The organism is Frankia sp. Hr75.2 (assembly GCF_949319125.1).
Lineage (GTDB): Bacteria > Actinomycetota > Actinomycetes > Frankiales > Frankiaceae > Parafrankia > Parafrankia soli.
Map to the genome: position 1 here is coordinate 1 of NZ_CASGGV010000285.1, position 17,605 is coordinate 17,605.

At 74.3% G+C, this 17,605-nt stretch carries 15 protein-coding genes; 5 read left to right on the forward strand and 10 right to left on the reverse strand.

Annotation, left to right across the window (positions count from 1 at the left end; all coding sequences use genetic code 11):
• Positions 1-287: 287 nt before the first annotated feature.
• Positions 288-2,252: a glycoside hydrolase family 3 protein gene (locus tag AC559T_RS19325; protein ID WP_498869641.1), complete on the reverse strand. Its 1,965-nt coding sequence runs from the start codon at positions 2,250-2,252 to the stop codon at positions 288-290.
• A 257-nt stretch (positions 2,253-2,509) separates the two neighbouring features.
• Here AC559T_RS19325 and AC559T_RS19330 point away from each other — a divergent pair, with 257 nt between their 5' ends.
• Together AC559T_RS19330 and AC559T_RS19335 are read left to right on the forward strand one after the other, a co-directional pair.
• Positions 2,510-4,387 (forward strand): class I SAM-dependent methyltransferase, encoded by a 1,878-nt coding sequence (locus tag AC559T_RS19330; protein ID WP_498869642.1) that lies wholly within the window; start codon positions 2,510-2,512, stop codon positions 4,385-4,387.
• Between the two features lie 285 nt (positions 4,388-4,672).
• A complete protein-coding gene (locus AC559T_RS19335; protein WP_498869643.1) occupies positions 4,673-5,530 on the forward strand; it encodes a L,D-transpeptidase in 858 nt (285 codons plus the stop codon).
• A gap of 67 nt (positions 5,531-5,597) precedes the next feature.
• On the opposite strand, the gene AC559T_RS19340 is transcribed toward AC559T_RS19335, so the two are convergent.
• Both AC559T_RS19340 and AC559T_RS19345 read right to left on the reverse strand, forming a co-directional pair.
• Positions 5,598-6,767: a M48 family metalloprotease gene (locus AC559T_RS19340; RefSeq protein ID WP_498869644.1), complete on the reverse strand. Its 1,170-nt coding sequence runs from the start codon at positions 6,765-6,767 to the stop codon at positions 5,598-5,600.
• 5 nt (positions 6,768-6,772) lie between these two features.
• On the reverse strand, positions 6,773-7,237 hold the full coding sequence (locus tag AC559T_RS19345; RefSeq protein ID WP_071061488.1) for a BlaI/MecI/CopY family transcriptional regulator: 465 nt from the start codon (positions 7,235-7,237) through the stop codon (positions 6,773-6,775).
• 205 nt (positions 7,238-7,442) lie between these two features.
• On the opposite strand from AC559T_RS19345, the gene AC559T_RS19350 reads away from it, so the two are divergent.
• The gene (locus AC559T_RS19350) at positions 7,443-7,850 is read left to right on the forward strand and encodes a TOBE domain-containing protein (protein ID WP_020462748.1); all 408 of its coding nucleotides are present in this window, start codon (positions 7,443-7,445) and stop codon (positions 7,848-7,850) included.
• A gap of 83 nt (positions 7,851-7,933) precedes the next feature.
• Here AC559T_RS19350 and AC559T_RS19355 read toward each other — a convergent pair whose 3' ends face one another.
• A complete protein-coding gene (locus AC559T_RS19355; protein WP_131622150.1) occupies positions 7,934-8,920 on the reverse strand; it encodes a tRNA-dihydrouridine synthase in 987 nt (328 codons plus the stop codon).
• Positions 8,921-8,994: 74 nt separating this feature from the next.
• Positions 8,995-10,542: an MFS transporter gene (locus tag AC559T_RS19360; protein WP_498869668.1), complete on the reverse strand. Its 1,548-nt coding sequence runs from the start codon at positions 10,540-10,542 to the stop codon at positions 8,995-8,997.
• 322 nt (positions 10,543-10,864) lie between these two features.
• Here AC559T_RS19360 and AC559T_RS19365 point away from each other — a divergent pair, with 322 nt between their 5' ends.
• Entirely contained in the window at positions 10,865-11,491 is a 627-nt protein-coding gene (locus AC559T_RS19365; protein ID WP_071061486.1) for a TetR/AcrR family transcriptional regulator, read from the forward strand.
• A 233-nt stretch (positions 11,492-11,724) separates the two neighbouring features.
• On the forward strand, positions 11,725-12,090 hold the full coding sequence (locus AC559T_RS19370; RefSeq protein ID WP_235015031.1) for a DUF962 domain-containing protein: 366 nt from the start codon (positions 11,725-11,727) through the stop codon (positions 12,088-12,090).
• A gap of 300 nt (positions 12,091-12,390) precedes the next feature.
• Here AC559T_RS19370 and AC559T_RS19375 read toward each other — a convergent pair whose 3' ends face one another.
• The 5 genes from AC559T_RS19375 to AC559T_RS19395 form a co-directional block, all read right to left on the reverse strand.
• Positions 12,391-15,171 carry an ATP-binding cassette domain-containing protein gene (locus AC559T_RS19375; protein ID WP_498869645.1) on the reverse strand — a complete coding sequence of 927 codons (2,781 nt, stop codon included), beginning with the start codon at positions 15,169-15,171 and terminating at the stop codon, positions 12,391-12,393.
• Positions 15,172-15,421: 250 nt separating this feature from the next.
• A complete protein-coding gene (locus tag AC559T_RS19380; RefSeq protein WP_498869646.1) occupies positions 15,422-15,925 on the reverse strand; it encodes a DUF1206 domain-containing protein in 504 nt (167 codons plus the stop codon).
• Between the two features lie 66 nt (positions 15,926-15,991).
• Complete coding sequence (locus AC559T_RS19385) at positions 15,992-16,279, reverse strand: DUF1206 domain-containing protein (RefSeq protein WP_498869647.1); 288 nt, start codon at positions 16,277-16,279, stop codon at positions 15,992-15,994.
• Between the two features lie 93 nt (positions 16,280-16,372).
• Entirely contained in the window at positions 16,373-17,119 is a 747-nt protein-coding gene (locus AC559T_RS19390) for a RibD family protein (protein ID WP_112108800.1), read from the reverse strand.
• The gene (locus AC559T_RS19395; protein ID WP_368953416.1) at positions 17,116-17,550 is read right to left on the reverse strand and encodes a hypothetical protein; all 435 of its coding nucleotides are present in this window, start codon (positions 17,548-17,550) and stop codon (positions 17,116-17,118) included. Before AC559T_RS19395 ends, AC559T_RS19390 begins: the two co-directional genes overlap by 4 nt.
• Positions 17,551-17,605: the final 55 nt, after the last annotated feature.

Consider the following 17,605-nt stretch of genomic DNA (forward strand, 5'->3'; position numbering starts at 1 on the left):
GGGGGGGGGGGGTGGTGCGCCCTGGCACCCACCCCCCCGCCACAGTTGTTTTCTAGCGCCCAGGTTGTGGTGGTTTGGGGTCCACGGTGGCGGCCCTGGCGCTGGGCAAAGTGCTATCAATCCCCGGCAGGAGCCCGGGCGGTAGGCCTCCGCCCGGGCTCCTGCCGGGCAACGTCGACGGGGCGCAGCGCCGACCCCGACCGGCGCGGACCACAGCCCACCACCTGCGGCGATGGGGCCCGGCGGCAGGCACGCCACCGACCACGGGTCGGGAGGAGCGGCCGAGGTCAGCAGGCGCGCGGGGTCGGTAGGCCTGCGCCGCGCGGCAACGCGGTGCCGGTCGCGGTTCGGGTGACGACCGGCAGCCGGCCGGAGGGTGGCACCGCGCCGGCCAGCACCGCCGCCAGCGCCTTCATCGACGCTGGGTCGCGTGAATAGCTCGCCAGCCACGCCCCTGCGGCCACCGGCGGACGGTAGGGCGTCCCGGTCGACACGACCACGGTCCGCCGATCGGTGACGGGCGGCGGCGAGTTCCCGACCAGCACCACCCGGACCACAGCCGTACCCGCTCCCGAGGCGCCCGCTGCGGGCGGCGCTGGCGGGCGGCCGGAGCCCTGGGCGGCCAACCGGGCGCCGATCCCCCGGGCACCCAGGGCGTCCACGAGCATCTTCGCGGCGCCTGACGGCCCGGAGACCTCCACCGCCGGCTGCGTCCCGCCCGCACCTGCGCCGGCGGTGCCGCGGCTGAGCGGGAGCAGGTCACACGTCGGCTGGTCAAGGAGCGTGATCGCCCGCTCGGCGATCGCGGCTGCGGTGGCCGCCGCCTCCTCGGGGGTTCGGGCCGCGGCGGGCTCGGTGTGCGCCAGCCTCCACTTCATCCTCAGGATTCGACGTACCGACGCGTCGATCCGCTCCGGAACGATCGCCCCGGAGCGCACAGCGGAAACCACAGCATCAAGCGCCTGCGCCAGGTCCGGCGGCATCAGCAGCATGTCGACGCCGGCCTGGACGGCTCGCACCGCCGCGCCGCCGGGCGTGTTGTGCTCGGTGATCGCGGCCATGTTCAGCGCGTCGGTGACGATGACGCCGTCGAAGCGGAGCTCGTGGCGCAGCAGGCCGTCGACCACCGGCTTCGACAGCGTCGCCGGCGCGGCCGGGTCGAGCGCGGGGACGTTCAGATGACCGACCATGACCATCGGTACGCCCGCGGCGATCGCCGCCCGGAACGGCGGCAGGTCGAGCGCCGTCAGCGCCGCCCGGTCTCTGGTGATCGTCGGCAGGTCGGCGTGGCTGTCGACGGACGTCGCGCCGTGCCCGGGAAAGTGTTTCGCGGCCGCGGCCACCCCGACCTGCCGGTATCCTTCGACCGCCGCCGCGGTGAACCGCCCGACCGCCGCAGGGTCGTCGCCGAAGGAGCGCTCACCGATCACGGGGTTCGCCGGGTCGCTGTTGACGTCCGCGTCCGGGGCGAAGTCGACGTTGATGCCCAGGGCGCGCAGGTCCGCGCCGGTGATCTGCGCGGCGTCCCGCGCGTCGGTGGGACGTCCCGTCGCGCCCTGTGCCATCTGGCCGGGCAGCAGGGTCACGCCGTCCCGGACGCGCAGCACCGTTCCCTGCTCCTGGTCCGCGGCGATCAGCAGCGGGATGCTGGCCGCCGCGCTCAGGTCCGCGGACAGCGACTTGACCTGGTTCGGGTTGACGATGTTGTCCGGGAGCGCCCCCGGGCCCGTCCCGCCGGCGTCGAAGTAGATCACGCCGCCCAGGCCCCGTCTCGCGACGGCTTCGGCAGCCGTGTCCACACCGGACGTCCGCCGGTTCGCGGTGACAACGGCCGGGCTCCGGTCGGCGCCCGCGGTACCGAAGACGTATCCCATCATCATCTGGCCTACGCGCTGCTCCAGCGACAGGCCGGCCAGCGTGGACTCGACCCAGCTGTTCTCCTCGGCCGAACCGGCGCCGGGGCCGCTCCCCGCGCCGCCCGGGTCGGCGGCCGACAGCTCGTCGGCGCCGGTTTCCGGGCCCTCGGCGGGGTGCTCCGCGGTGCCGCGCCCGGATTCCGCGCCCGCCGCGCCGCCGCCCGGGTCCCCCGCCCTGGCGGAGCCGCCTGCGGTGTCGCCGTCGGCGAGGCTGAGCCGGTCCGCCATCGAGCCGCCCGCGTCGGTGCCGCGGACCGCCCAGGCGAACGCCGTGACACCGGCCAGCGCCGCCAGGACGACCGCGAGCGCCACCCCGACGACCCGCACACGCCGCATTGACCATCCCCTCGCCCGCGAGTCGCCCGATCCGTCTCCTCGCACCGTCTGTGACCTCACCTGCCCGGACCGGACCGCTCGGAACCGGACCGCTCGGAACCGGCCGGGAACCGAAACCAGCCGGCAACGGGAGCGAACCGTACACACCATCATGGATCGCCAAGCGGGGTGGGGTGGGCGCGGAGCGGAGCGCACGGGGACGTACGTTGCGAGGTGACCGTCGCGGCGCCTCCGGAGGTGCCAAGACAGGAGGCGTCATGAACCGTCGAGCACTGTTGCCGGTCGCCGCATGCGCGGGCGTCGGGATCAACGGCCTGCGGCTGCGCGCACGGATGCGGGCACTCGCCGTCATCGCACCGGCCGACGAGCCGGTACACCCCTCGCACGTCTTTCTGCTGGCGGACGGCGTCCGCCTCGACGAGCCGGCCCGGCGGGCGGCGAGCGCGCACGCGCTGCGGGAGGGCCTCACCGTCCTGGACCTCGTGCCGGCCGAGCTGCCCGCGCACGAACTGCTCGACCTCGCGCGGCTGGTCGATCCGGCGCGTTACCGCACCCAGCGGCTGGAACGGGGGCGCGGAGCCTTCCGTGCGCTGCTGGTCGACCGGGACGTCCTGGAGCGCACCGGGCTCGACCTGAAGGACCCGAGCCGCGTCGACCTGGTCGCGGCGACGGCGGCCCTCAAGCTGCTCGCGCCCGCGTCGACGGATCTGGCGATCCTGCCGGGCCTCACCACCGCGGACGGCTTCACACCCGCGGACGGCGGGCCGCCGACCGGGTCGGCGGACGGGTCGGACCGGGTCGCGGTGCAGTTCGCCGCTCGCCCGTGGGAGCCCGGCCAACCGTTCTTCCCTCTCGCCCGCGACCTCGCGGTGGCCGCCGGGGCCACCGCGGCCCCGGGCTGGGCGCTCGGCGCGGCGGTGCTGTCGTGGCTGCAGCCGTTGGTCGTCGGAGCCGGGCGCATCCGGGTGCCCGCCACCGACCTCGTCCGCAGCCCGCTGACCCGCCGGCGGCCCGCGCTGCGGACCCTCGCGTCGGCGGTCGGCGGCGCGGTGACGGGCTCGGGCGTGGACCTGCCCAGGCCGGGGCCGCCCGCCCCCGAGCCCGCCGTGCTGGCCGCGAAGCGGCGTGAGTACGCCGCCGACCTGGCCGCCGGCATCGACCGGTTCCTGGAGCCGGCCACGACGAGCTGCCCCTGGTGCGGCGGCACGGACCTCTCGCTGGCCCTGCGCGGCGCGGACGCCATCCAGGTCAAGCCGGGGGTGTTCCGGTACGACCGCTGCGGCGGCTGCGGCCATGTTTTCCAGAACCCGCGGCTGACCCTCGACGGCCTCGACTTCTACTACCGGGACACCTACTCCGGCCTGGGCTCCGGGCTGACCGAGGAGCTCTTCCGCCGCAACACCGACAGCTACCTGGAACGGGCGCGGATCGACATACCCACGCCACGGCGCTGGCTGGACGTCGGCGGCGGGTTCGGGCACTTCTGCGCCGCCGCACGCGAGGTGTGGCCGACGACCTCGTTCGACGGTCTGGACATCGGCGCGGCCATAGGCGAGGCGGAGCGCCGGGGCTGGGTCGACCAGGCCTACCGGGGGCTGCTGCCCGACCTCGCCGGGACGATGAGCGGGCGCTACGACGTCGTGAGCATGTTCCACTACCTCGAACACACCCGGGACCCGCGGGCCGAGCTGCGCGCCGCCGCCGAGGTCCTCGCCCCGGGCGGCCACCTGCTCATCGAGGTGCCGAACGCGCAGAGCCCGGCCGCCCGGTGGTACGGGACGTACTGGCCGGGCTGGTTCGTGCCGCAGCACCAGCATCTCGTCCCGGCCGACAACCTGACGGCCGCCCTCGGCGAGGTCGGCCTCGAGGTGCTGGACGTGCGCTTCGGCGAGACGCACCAGCGCGGGGACGCCCCGGTGGTCTTCTGGGGGATGTGGCAGCGCGCGACACCGTCACCGGCCGTCCCGTGGCGCGAGGTCAGCCGGCCCGGCCTGGCCCGCGGCCGGCGCGCCCTCGTCGGCGCGGCGGTGTTCACCGCGATGCCGGCGGCGATCGCGTGGGACATGGCGAGCCGGCCGTACCTCACCACCGGTAGGCGCTCGAACGCCTACCGGATCCTGGCCCGCCTGCCCTGAGCCGCCTGCCCTGCTGCCGGACGGGCGCTGATGCCCCGCCCGGCAGCAGGGCCCGGCGACGATGGCTGCGGCGCGGTTCATCCGCCGGGCTGGCGTTCGCATGATCCCCCCTCCCTTTCATTACTCTGAGCGACGACAGTGGCCGCAGGGTAGCGAGGTGGCTGCCAGGGGGACAGACGATCTCCGCGCTCGTGGTCCCGCCGGACCACCCGGCCCAGCCGCGGCCGTGACGCCGGCACGGCAAGGCACGCGTCTCGGGGGGTGTGGGGGGGCATGACTGGAAGGATGCGGCGGGGACAGCAGGACACCGCTGGCCGGCGGCGTGGGCCGGCAGCGGCCACCGCTGTCCTGCTGTCCGCGATGGTGGGCATGACGCTGCTCGCCGGCTGCGGCGGGTCCGGTCGGAGTCCCGCACCGGATCCCGGCCCGCGCCCCCACCCGGCGCCCGGCGCGAGCCCTTCGGTCGGCCCGCGCGTCGGCGGCGCGACGCCCCGCGAGGACGGCACGCCCGCCGGCGACGGCGCCGAGCTGGCTCTGCCCGCCGGCTGGAGCTGGGTCGCGCACGCGGACGTCCCCCAGATCAAGATCTTCGGGCGGCCCGGCGACGACGAGCCACGCTGGACGTTGGCGAGCCCGAACCCCCGCGGTGTTCCGCTGCTCTTCGGCGTCGAGGAGCGGCAGCCCGCCTGGCTGCGGGTCAAGGTTCCCGTCCGGCCGAACGGCAGCGTGGGATGGGTTCGCACGGCGGACACGACGATCTCGACCACGCCGTTCGAGCTGCTCGTCGACCGCTCGGAGCACCAGCTGACGATCTTTCGCGACAACACGGTGGTCACGAAGCTGCCGGTCGGGATCGGTACCGGGGCGACCCCCACCCCGACCGGCACGTTCTACCTGACCGAGCTGTTGCGCCCGGGCGACCCGAACGGCCCCTGGGGGCCGTTCGCCTTCGGCCTGTCCGGGTTCTCCGACGTGATCACCCAGTTCAACGGCGCCGAGGGCATCATCGGCCTGCACGGCACCAACCGCCCGGACCTGGTCGGCTCGGACGTGAGTATGGGATGCGTCCGGCTGCGCAACGCCGACCTGCTCCGGCTGGTGGACGTCGTCCCGCTCGGCACCCCGATCACGATCGTCGGGTGAGCCGACGGGCGCGGGCCCTCGCCGAGCCCTCGTCCGAGGGCGGCCGATCAGGGTTCGGGGCGGCTGTTCAGGATTCGGCGATGGCGAACACGCGGCGGTAGGGCAGGTCGAGCAACGCCTCGACGGCGACACCGCACGACGCGGCGGCGAGGGCCGCCGGCAGGGCCACCAGCAGCAGCCCGCGGTTGCCCCGCAGCGGCGCGTCGAGCAGGGCCGCGATCCGGCGTGGCACCGGCCCGGGCCGGGGACCGCGGCCGGGCGCGCCGGCCCGCAGCATCGCCGGCGGGACGGCCTCGGCCCGCTGGCGCCGACTGCGGGCGAGGCCCCTGCGCTTGGAGTGCCGGGCTGGCGGGGCGGGCTGAGCGTGCGGGGCGGACTGAGCGTGCCGGGCGTGCTCGCCGCGGACGAGGTCGTGGCAGGGCTCGCCTGGCCACCCGGGGCCGCGCACGATCCGCTGGAGCGTGGACGGGACCCGCCGCCCGATCCGTGAACTTCCCGTCCCGGCGGCCGCCGAATGCCGGTCGGCCTGTTCCGTCGCGGCGAGCGCGGCTGTTCCGACGACGTGGGCGACCGACCGGCGGTCGCCGACCTCCTGTGCAGCCTGCTCGTCCGCCCAGCGCTCGATCACGTAGTCGATCAGGGTGACCATGGGGCGCAACGCTGGGAGGGCAGCGGCCGCGAGGCGCGCGGTGAACGCGAAGCGGTGGTGCCGGCCGGCCAGGTGCGCCCGCTCGTGAGCGAGGAGCGCCTGGTGGCGGCCGTCACCGAGCGCCGTGAGCATTCCCTCCGTGACGACGATCCGCCCCGGCGCGCCGGGAAGCGCGAAGGCGTCCGGACGGCCGTCGGGGATCACCACCACCTCGCCGGTTCCCGGCAGCGCCGCCGCCTCCGTGCGGGCCGCGCGCAGGGAGTCGTACTGGCGCCGCCCGGTCACCGCCACCGAGGTGATCACGGCCGCGCCGAGCGCCAGGCACATCCACGACGCCCACAGCGGTGCCACGGCGATCTGCCAGGAGCGCGCCACCGCGCGCAGGTCGGGGGCGAACCCGATCAGGCCCGCCGCCGCGGGCATCCCGAACGCGAGCAGGCTCGCGGCGCTGGCCAGCGCGAACAGGACCGCGGCGGCGGTGAACCCGAGCACCGCAACCCGCGGGGGCAGCCGATCGACCAGGATGCGGCTCGTCACCACACCCGCCGCGGGCGCCAGGACGAGGGATACGAGCAGTTGGTCGACCACCGGGCTCAGCCCTGCCGGCGCGGCTCGGAGCCGCGCCCGTGCTCACCGTGCTCACCGTGCTCGGCGGGGGCCGGCGCGGAGGCGAGAAGATCGCGGACGAGCGCCTCGTCGGTGGGCGAGAGCGCGGCGATGAAGTGCGTCAGGGCACGGCGGTGATCGGCCTGCCCGGCGAGAAGCCGGTTCATCCGCCACGCGACGAGCGTGGCTGGATCCCCCGGCGCGGAGTAGACATAGCCCCGCCCGTGCCGCCGACGGGTGACCACACCCTTGGTGTGCAGGCGGGTGAGAGTGGTGACCACCGCGCTGTAGGACAGCCTCGCGGTGGCAGGAAGAAGATCGCGGACCTCACCCGGCGAGAGCTCCCCGGAGCGGTGCAGCACACCGAGCACCTCTTCCTCCAGCGACCCGGGTGGACGCCGCCGCGCGGCAGGCACCGCCTCGGGCTCCGGCTCCTCCGAACCCTCGTCCATCACACCGGCCCCCCGGCAGCTTCCGCGGCCCCGGGACCAGCCCGTCCGCACCCCGCCTCACGCGGACCACGATACGAGGCGGCCGGCCCCGGCCGGCTCCCGTCATGAGACGGAACACCACGGGGCCACGCCGCGCTCCCCCGACGGGGATCGGGCCGCGACCGGCCGCGACGCCACCGACAGCGGGGCCGGATATGGTGCCGGCATGTCGACCTTCAGGATCAGCGAGGTCGCCGGACTGCTCGGCGTCAGCGACGACACCGTGCGTCGCTGGGCCGACGGCGGCCGGCTACCAACGGTGCGTGACGGAGCGGGCCGGCAGGCCGTCGAGGGAGCCGTGCTCGCGCAGTTCGCGATCGACATCGCCGGCGAGCTGCCGCTGACCCCACCGGCGATCGTCGGCGCCTCGGCGCGCAACCGCTTTCCCGGCATCGTGACGCGGGTGCGCCGCGACGACGTGATGGCCCAGGTGGAGATCCAGTCGGGGCGGCACCGCGTGGTCTCGCTGATGAGCCGCGAGGCCGCGGACGAGCTGGGCCTGGAGCCCGGCGTGCTCGCCGTGGGCACCGTGAAGGCGACGAACGTGGTGATCGAGCTTCCCGAGCGGCACTGACGGCCTGCACGGGCTCACCTGCACGGGGCTCAGCCGCCTCGGCGGCGCCTTTCGCGCGGCGCTGGCGGCCGCGCTCCAGTCGCTCAGCCGACCCCGGCGCTCGTGTCTGCCATGCTCCCGGCGTCGATCCAGTCGCTGAGGATGTCACCGAAGACCGTCGGGTCCTCGCCCCGGTTCCAGAAGGCCGTCGCCCCCTGGACCGCTCGGGCGCCGGCGGCCAGGTAGTCGGCGACGTCCCGGCCGCCCAGCACGCCGCCGACGCCGACGACGTCCACCTGCTCGGGCAGGAGGGCACGGAGCTGGCGCACCTGGCCGAGGCCCACCGGCTTGAGCGCGGCTCCACTCAGCCCGGCGAGGGCCACGTCGAGGACGGGGCGCCGTCGGTCGTCGAGGACCAGGGCGTTCGGGAAGGTGTTGACGGCCGTGACGAACCTCGGCCCGCCGTCGGCCTCCGATCGGCGGCCGAGCAGCGCGGCCAGATCCGCCAGGGCCTCGGGATCGGAGAACGGCGAGACCTTGACCCCGTACGCGGGCGCGCGCCGGTGGCCGGGGCCTGCCCGGCCGGCGGCGAGGGCGGCCTCGACCTGGGCGCAGATCGCGTCGGTCTGACCGGGGTCGAAGCAGGCGATGCGCTTCTGCGAGCCGCCGTCCCACACGTTCGGGCATCCGAGGTTGAGCTCGATCAGGTCCGCACCGGTGTCCGCGGCGACACGGGCCAGCGTCGCGTACTCCTCGGCGGCGAACCCGGCCACGCTGACCACCAGCGGCTTGCCGTACCCGTGAGCGATGTCGGCCATCGCCGGGAGCTGTTCGGCGTAGTACCCGATCCCCCGGTTGGGCAGGCCGAGCGCGTTGAGCGAGTAGGAGCCGCCGGACCAGTAGACCTCGCCGCCGTTGCCGGTGCGGGCGTCTCGCGTGATCGAGCCGACGACGACCGCGGCGACGGCTCCGCGGGCGAGGGCGGTGACGTCCTCGACGGTCTTGCAGGTGCCCGCGGCGTTCATGATCGGGTGTTCGAGCGCGACCCCGGCGAGCGTGACCCCGCCCCCCGGCGGCGCCTCGCCCGTCACGCCGCGCCGCCGGTCACCGGGATGAGCCCCTCGCTGCCTGCCACGCGGCCAGCGTAACGGCCAGCGCACCCCCCTTACCGGGTGATCAGGTGGCTGGCGAGCGCCCCGCCGGCGGATCCCGTGCTCGCCGCCGGCACGGCCCCCGCCGGCACGGCCCCGGACGGCACGGCCCCGGACGGCACGGCGGCGGGCACCACGGTCCCCCGCACCCTGCGCCACAGCCACGGCAGCGAACCGGCGACCGCGAGCGCCGCGACGGCCGTCAGCACGAACGGGAGGTGTGCGTTCGCCGCGTACAGGGCGCCCGACGTCAGCGCCGCCCCGGCCGTCGCGGCGGTCTGGGTCGTCGTGAACAGGCCCTGTGCCCGCCCGGCACCACCGGGCCCGGACTCCTGCGCCAGCAGCGACTGGGCGGATGGGAAGCTCACGGCCAGCGCGATCGCCTCGGCACAGCTCACGAGGACGATCAGCCAGAACGACCCGATGAACGAGTAGGTGGCGACGGTGACACCCGTCGTGGCCGTGGCCGCCACCACCAGCCATCGGCGGTCGTTGTGGTCGGCGAGCCAGCCCGCGGGCATGGCGCAGACGATGTAGGGCAGCGAGAACAGAGTGAAACTGAGCCCGACCAGCTCCGTCGAGATGCCCCGGTCGGTCAGCAGGAGGCTCCAGCAGGTCTCGTAGGTCCCGACGGCCAGGCCGTTCACCGCGGCGACCAGCAGCAGCCCCTCGATCCCTGGCCCCACCACGGCGAGGGGTGACCATGTTCGCCGCCGGGACGCCCACGCGGGAGCCCGCCGGCCGGCATGACCAGGGGAACCGTCGCGGTGCACGGCGACTGCCGCCACGGCCGCGACCGCCTCCGCGCCGCCCGCCCGCCCACCGGGGACGCCCGCACCCCCACCCGCGGTGGGACCGACAGCGGAGGCGTCGGAGCCGGTGGAGGCCACAGACAGCGCCGGCGCGTGACCGGGGCCGTCCGGCCGGAGCAGGACGAGCACCGGGACGGAGGCGACCGCCGCGGCCACCCCTGCGCCCAGGAAGAGCAGGTCCATCCGCTGCTCGCCAGCCAGCCCGCCGAGCAGCGGACCGATGGCGGTGCCGGCGATCTGACCGGTGTAGACGGCGCTGACGGCCCGGCCGGTGAGGTCCGGCGGCACGGTCGCGGCGATCGCGGTGAGCACGGCCACCTCGAACGCCCCGGCCCCGGCCCCCTGCAGCACCCGCATCGCCGTGTCACACATGATCCCCGGTGAGACGATCAGCCCGGCGCACCCCACGGCGTAGGCGACGAGCCCCGCGACCAGCACCGGGCGGTGCCCCCGCGTCGTGGTGGCCAGGCCCGCGGGGTACTGGGAGAGCAGCGCGCCGAGGAAGAACGCGGCCATGACCACGCCGACCCCGCCGGCGGAGACGTCCCGTTCCTCCAGGTAGAGCGGGAGGATCGGCGCGATCGCGAACGCCCCGAGCCACTGCAGCAGCGTGGCCGTGCCGAGGGCGACCACCAGACGTCCGACGGCGCCGTGGGTCAGCGAGGCGGCCTGTGGCCCGCCCGGACCGGTTCCCGCGGATGGCCCTGCTGACCCTCGTGGCCCGTCCGGCCCTCGTGGCCCACCCGGCATGCCCGGCATGCCCGGCATGCCCGGCATGCCTGGCCCCGCGCCGCCCGCGGGCTCGGTTCGGTCCGCGGGCTCGGTTCGGTGTTCTCGGCCGGGCCACGGCCGACTGGATGGTCCCGCGCTTCCCGTTGCTCTTCGCATAGCTCCGTCGCCCCCGTCGGCGCGCGTCCGAACCGCCTCGAGCGCCTGGCTCGGGCTGACGCGCTTCCGGGTCCTCCGCCCGGTTCGTCCCGTCGAAGTACTACCGTCCGTCCGGACGGTCGGTCAACCCGGTAGCATAGGCAGCGCGGTGCGAAGCCCCAGGTGGGCCGGTCAGTGCGGCACAATGGCGCTCGTGCCCGCCTCGGACCCGGCTGCGACGCGACAACGGTTGCTGGACGCGGCTTGGCGTGTCCTCACCCGGCACGGCAGTCAGGCACTCAGCCTGGACGCCGTCGCCCGCGAGGCGGCGGTCTCCAAGGGCGGCCTCTTACACCACTTTCCGACGCGGGCGTCGCTCATCGACGCGCTCTACGACCGGTGGAACGACGAGTTCGAGTCGGAGGTCACCGCCCGGGCGGTGCTGGACGACCGGCCCGGCGGCTGGGCACGTGCCTACCTGGACGCCACGACGGCGGCCGGCGTCCAGCCTCGGGACAGCACGGCCGAGGTCGGGTTCCTGGCCGCCCTCATCGCCGATCCCGAGCGGTTGCAACGCTTCCGCCAGCGATACGAGCACTGGCAGAACCGCCTCGTCCAGGACCGCATCGACCCGGCGGCCGCGACGCTGATCCGCATGGCGGCCGACGGGATGTGGCTGGCCGAGCTGCTCGGGCTTGCCCCGCCGACCGGGGAGCTGCGCCGCCAGATGCTCGAGGCTCTGCGCGCGATGGCCACCCCGGGCGGGCCGGCCCCCGCCCCCGGGACGCCCGCGCTCGGGCCAAGCACGGCCGCGGAGCAGGCCGCCCGCTGATCCCCGCCGCCGCCCGCCGTGCCGGACGTAGGCGACCCACCAGCTCGGCTGGAGTTGCCCGCCCTCGTCGCCGATGATGTTCGGGGACGAGACGAAGCGAGGGGGCGTCCATGACGACTGCCGACTCACCACTCGGCGGCAGGCCGGCCGCGCCAGCACCCGGGCCCTTCCGGGAACCCCTGACTTCCAGGGGGCCCGTGACTTCCAGGGGGCCCGTGACTTCCCGGGAGCCCGTGACTTCCCGGGAGCCTGAGCCGCCGCCGGCGTCCGCGCCGTTCGCCGAGAAGATGGCCTATTACCGGTCCCAGCACACCACGCGGGGAATCCGGGCAACTCATCTCGTGGGTATCCCCGGCGTGGCCTTCTCCCTGCCACTGCTCGTCGGCCGGCCCAAGGTGGGCCTGCCGATGTTCGTGGCGAGCTGGGCACTGCAGGTCGCCGGGCACTCGGTCTTCGAGCAGAACAGCCCCACGCTGACCAAGGGCTTCGTCACCTACCAGCTGTGCGGGCTGGCGTTCTGGTGCGAGGAAGTCGCCGATCTGCTCGCCGGGCGCGGCCTGGGCGGCCAGACCCGCCCGCCACGCCGCTCCCGGACCTAGGCCCCGGACCCTGCGGGATCGGCCCAGCGGGACGCGCCTAGTTGCAACGGCACTTGTGCGTGACCTCGTCGTTGGTAATGGCGGCGTCGGGCCTGGTGTCGGTGTCGCCTGCGCCAGGCCGACCAGGCCCGGACGACGTCGGCCGAGTGGAGTTTCCGCGGACGTATCCGCTCGTCCCCGAGCCGACGTGCCGCGCCGGTTGGCACCGGCGCTCCGGTGTTCCGCGGAACACCAAGATCGATTGAGGTTGGTGGTGACCGCGGCGTGCGGAGCAGGGAACACCCAAATGCCGTTGCCGTACTAGCGGCGCGCGCCGGGCGCGGCACCGTAGCCACCGGGGCCACCGGGGCCGGCCGGCGGTGCCTGCCCGGCCTGCGGCGGGCGGCCGACTCCCGGCGGCGGGCCGGCGGGCCGGGTCACCTTGGGGTCGATCCGGCGCAGCATCATCGAGGTCAGCGCGAGCGCCGCCGCGCCGAGGACCAGGCCGAGGACGACGTCGAGCACCCAGATGCCCGCGCTGTGTTCCCACAGCCCGTCGGCCGGGTCCGTGCGCAGCACCTCGTTGCCCAGCTTGGACACCTCGTTGAGGTCGTCGGTGGACGCCAGCGCCGCGAAGCCCCACCGGGCGGGGGCGATCCACGCGACCTGCTCCATCACCAGACGGCCGGACAGCGACACCAGCCCGCCGGAGAGCACGAGCTGCGCCATGGTCACCAGCACCAGGATCGGCATCGTCTTGTCCGCGTTGTCGACCAGTGTCGACACGAGCAGGCCGATCATCATGGACGCCAGCGCAGCGACGATCACCGCGGCCAGGCATTCCACCAGCGGCGAGCCCAGCAGGGACGCCTCCGGCGGCGTGCGGCCGACCAGCCCGATCAGCGTGAAGATCACGCACTGCAGGGTCGTGATACCGGTGAGGACGATGATCTTCGAACCGAGATAGGCCGTCCGAGACAGGCCGATCGTTCGTTCCCGCCGGTAGATGTCGCGTTCCTTGACGATCTCGCGGACCGAGTTCGCCATCCCCATGAAACACGCACACAACACCAGCACCACGAGGACCTTCATCGCGTCCGGGTTCGGTGCGTCCGGCAGGGGTTTCAGCCCGTCGGGGGCCGGGATCACCCGCGGGATGATCCCGAGCAGGAACGGGAAGGCGGCGATGAGCCGCAGGTAGGAACGGTCCGCCAGCACGACCCGCAGATATCGCCGGGTCAGCGTCGCGAGCTGGGAGGTGACCGGCTGCTGGCGCACGCTCGGCAGCTCCGCCGGCGCCTTGCGCACGATCGGCGCCACGACCGCGGAGGGCACGAAGTACTCCGAGGCACGGAACCGGGCCGCCATCTCCGCACCCGGCGTGCTTTCCAGCTCTCGGAAGACGGCTGCGAACTCGCGGAAGTCCTCCTTGCCGAAGAAGCGCAGCGCCCCGTCCGACGGGCCGAAGTAGGCCACGTGCCCACCCGGGGCGAGCACCAGGATGTAGTCGCACAGGTCCAGGAACAGCACGCTGTGCGTGACGACGATGACCGTGCGGCCGCTCTCGTCCGCCGAACCGACCCCGCCGCCCTTGGCCAGGCCCTTCAGCGTCTCCATCACCGACTGGTCGTTCGCCGGGTCCAGCCCCGACGTCGGCTCGTCCAGGAACAGCAACGACGGCCGGGTCAGCAGCTCGAGGGCCACCGACGTCCGCTTCTTCTGCCCGCCCGACAGCCGGCTCACCGCCGTGTCGGCGTGCGCGGTCAGACCGAGCTCGCCGATGACCTCCGCCACCCGGGCCCGCCGCTCCTGCGCCGTGGTGTCCGCCGGGAACCGCAGCTCGGCGCCGTACTCGAGCGCCTCACGCACGGTGAGCTGGGCGTGCAGCGGATCGGCCTGCGGGACGTAGCCGATGCGCCGGCGCAGCTCGTCGTACTCGGCGTAGAGATCCCGCCCGGCGTAGCGGACGGAGCCCACGTCCGCCGGGCGGAAGCCGGTCAGCGCGTTGAGCAGGGTCGACTTGCCCGCACCACTGGGACCGACCACCCCGAGCAGCGAGCGGCCCGGGAGCCGGAAGGTCATGTCGTGCATGAGCTGCTTGGTGCCGGCGAACACCGACAGCGCCTGCACCTCGAAGGCGACGTCACCCGAGTCGACGTACTCCACCAGCGAGTCGCCCTCGAGCTGGTAGAGGTGGTGCCCGATCGCGATGACGTCGCGCTGCCCGACCTGGGCCCGCCCGATGCGCTGGCCGTTGAGGAACGTGCCGTTCGCCGACCCGAGGTCGACGACCTCGACCCTGCCGGGGGCGACCAGCAGCTCGGCATGGTGCCGCGAGGCGAGCAGGTCCGAGACGGAGATGTCGTTGTCGCGCGAGCGGCCGAGCCGGAGCGTGCCGGGCCGCAGCGGGTGCATCTTGCGGCGGGCGTGCACGATGGCGCTCTGCGCCGTCTCCAGGCCGAGCGCCGCGGAGGCGGTGTCCGGGCCGGCGGCGCCCGGGCCCCCGGCGTGCGGTGGCTGGTGGCCCCCCGGGACCGGCGGGCGGGCCGATGCCGGGGCCGTCGGCGGTGCCGCTACCCGGGCCCGGCCGGAGGCGGGCGCGCGACCGGGGGCAGGCGCCTGACCGGGGGTGGGCGCGTGGCCGGGAGTAGGCGTGTGACCTGGGCCGACGGGCGCGGGACCGGGGTTGGGCGACGGCCATCCCGGCGCACCCGCCACGCGCGGCGGCGGCCCGGCCGGGACCGCGGGAGCGGGTGCCGAGGCGGCGGGCGCGGAGCCCGCTCCGGCACCGGAGGCCAGCCCGACGGACGAGGGCACCAGCACGACCTCAGGGCCGTCCGCGGCGCCGAGCCGGAAACGGACCTCGGTCGAGCGGACCGTGGTGTCCCCCATCCGGCGCCCGTCCTGCCAGAGGCCGTTGGCGCTGGTGTCCCGCACATGCCAGCCGCCGGCGACCGGCTCAAGCACGAGATGACGCCGGGACACCCGCGCGTCGTTGATGACGATGTCCGCGCCGCGTGCTCGACCGACCACGCACGGAGCGTCGCCCGTCAGCGTGTTGTGGCCCGCCGGGCTGATCACGCTCAGCGTGGTCCGATCCACCTGTACTCCCCTTTGCCCCTACCGCCATGGTGCCGGCTGCGATGTCAGTGCCGGCCAGGCGACGCCGTGGCCGCGCGACGACGTTGATCGTCCGCTCGACGACACCTAGTCTGCCTTCCCGACCCGACGGATTCTGCACTGATCCGCGACATGTCCGGAAGGCGACGACCGACAAAGCAAACCACCAGGGCGGATGATCCGAACCGCCCGCCTTCGTCCGGCGGGCGGTTCGGCCGTGCGGGGAGCTGGTTCAGAGCTTGCGGTACCGTGCCTCGATGAAGGAGTAGGCACCGAACAGGACCAGGCCGACGGCACAGACGACGAGCAGCACCTGGCCGTACGCCTGGTCGGCGATCGTGCGGAGCGTGCCGTCGAAGCCCTTGGCCTCGTCGGGGTCGAACTCGACGGCGGCCTTGACCACGAACACCCCGGCCAGGCCGAACACGATGCCGCGCGCGACGTAGCCGACCTGGCCGACGCGCTTGCTGGCGGCGCGCATCGCGGGGCTCATCTCCCCGCTCCTGAGCTTCTCCTCGAACTTGGTCGTCACACCCTTGACGATCATGCCGATGCCGACACCGACCACAATCAGGCCGACCGCGCCGACCAGCCACCGGCCACCGGTGTTATCCATGACCCGTGCCGTATACGGAGCGGGCTCACCAGAGCCGGATCCCGAACTACCCGAGGTGAGGAAGGCGACGACGCTGCCCGCGATCACAAGGTAGATCACACCGCGGATACCGGACACCACCCGCTTGGCTGTGCGCTTCTTCTCGTCGGATTCCTCGTGGTGCCCGACGGCCGCTTCCAGCAGGCGCTACAGCGCATATCCGACAAATCCGATGACGAGCAGGATCAGCACCGCCGTGCCGAAGGGCTTGTCCGAGATCTCCCGCAGCGCGCCCTGCCGGTTCGCCTGCTCCCCGGAACCGCCGAACGCGATCTGGAGGGCGATGATCCCGATCAGGACGTAGACCAGTCCTCGGGCTGCGAAACCGAGGCGTGCGGTCAGGTCGACCGCCTTGCTGTCGTGGGCACGCCGGGCCTTGGCACCGCCGGCAGACGCGGCCGCGCGCCCTGGTCGCGCGACACTGGGTACGGACACGGGTCCTCCTCGACGAACAGTTCGGGCGGAACGCCCTTAGGCCGTCTGCCCGACGGGAGGCCCACAAAACGGATAGGCGTCAGCCGGACGACATCAGGTCACGGACGGTGTCAGGTAACGCAGCAGCACGACGCCGTCGAGCTGGCGGACGTCCACGAGCCGCAGTCGGTGCGCGGTGTCGAACGGGAACGAACCCGGGCCGACGAACGTCGGCGCGGCGGCCTCACCGACGAAGAACGGCGCGATGACCAGGTGCAGCTCATCCACCAGGCCCGCGGTGAGGAACGCGGTGTGCACGGTGGTGCCCCCCTCGACCAGTAGGCGCCGCGTGCCGCGCCGGCTCAGGTCGTCCAGCAGGTGCTCCAGCGGCGGCGCCTCGAGATCGACGACGGTCGCCACCACGGAAAGATCCGGGGGGACGGCCGGCGCCGGCGTCCCGGTCCCGGTACCCGCCCCGGCTCCAGCGCCGGGCCCAGATTCAGGCGCGGGCCGGGGCGCGGCTCCGGCGAACCGGTAGACGACCTTCTCCGCGCCGTCCAGGAAGAAGCGGGCGTCCGGGTCGAGCCGTCCGCCGCTGGTCAGGACGGCGCGCAGCGGCGTCGCCGGCCGGCCGGCCGCCGTCCGCTCGGCTCGGCGGAGCTCCGAGCGGACCGCGAGGCCGGGATTGTCGCGGCGCAGCGTACGGGCACCGACCAGGATCGCGTCGCAACCGGCCCGGACCTCGTCCACGCGGTCGAGATCGGCCTGGCTGGAGAGGACCAGCCGCTGGGGCGAGCAGTCGTCGATCCGCCCGTCCAGTGACATCGCGCAGCTCAGAAGCACGTACGGGCGCGCGGTCACTCCTCGGAGTCTTCGCCGTCCGAGTCCCCGCCGCCTGCCCCGCCGCCACCCGAGCCACCGGAACCACCCGAGCCGCCGGAGCCGCCGACGGCGTTCCCGCAGCGCTGGTCCACCCAGTCCGCGAGCTGGGCGCGGGGGCTGAGCACCGTCGGATCGTCCGCGACGCGGTCGGCGATGGCCCGGATGTCGTCCTCGGGCGCCAGGTCGCGTACGAGGAGGGCGACCAGGCGCGCCGACTCCGGATTCTGTTCGATCTCGCTCGGCTGAATGTTGATCTGTGAGCAGACCACGGTCGCGCCGGCCGCACGGGTCTCCTCGGAGACCTGGTCACAGCCGGCGAGGCCGGCGGCGCCCGCCGCGACGAACAACGCCGCGGCGAATCCCGGCCGACCAGGCCGCGCGCTCCTGCCAGGAGCGGATATCGGTGTCATGTCTCCGAGGATGGCACGGACCGGTCGGTGCGGAGATCTGTCGGAGGTGAGGACT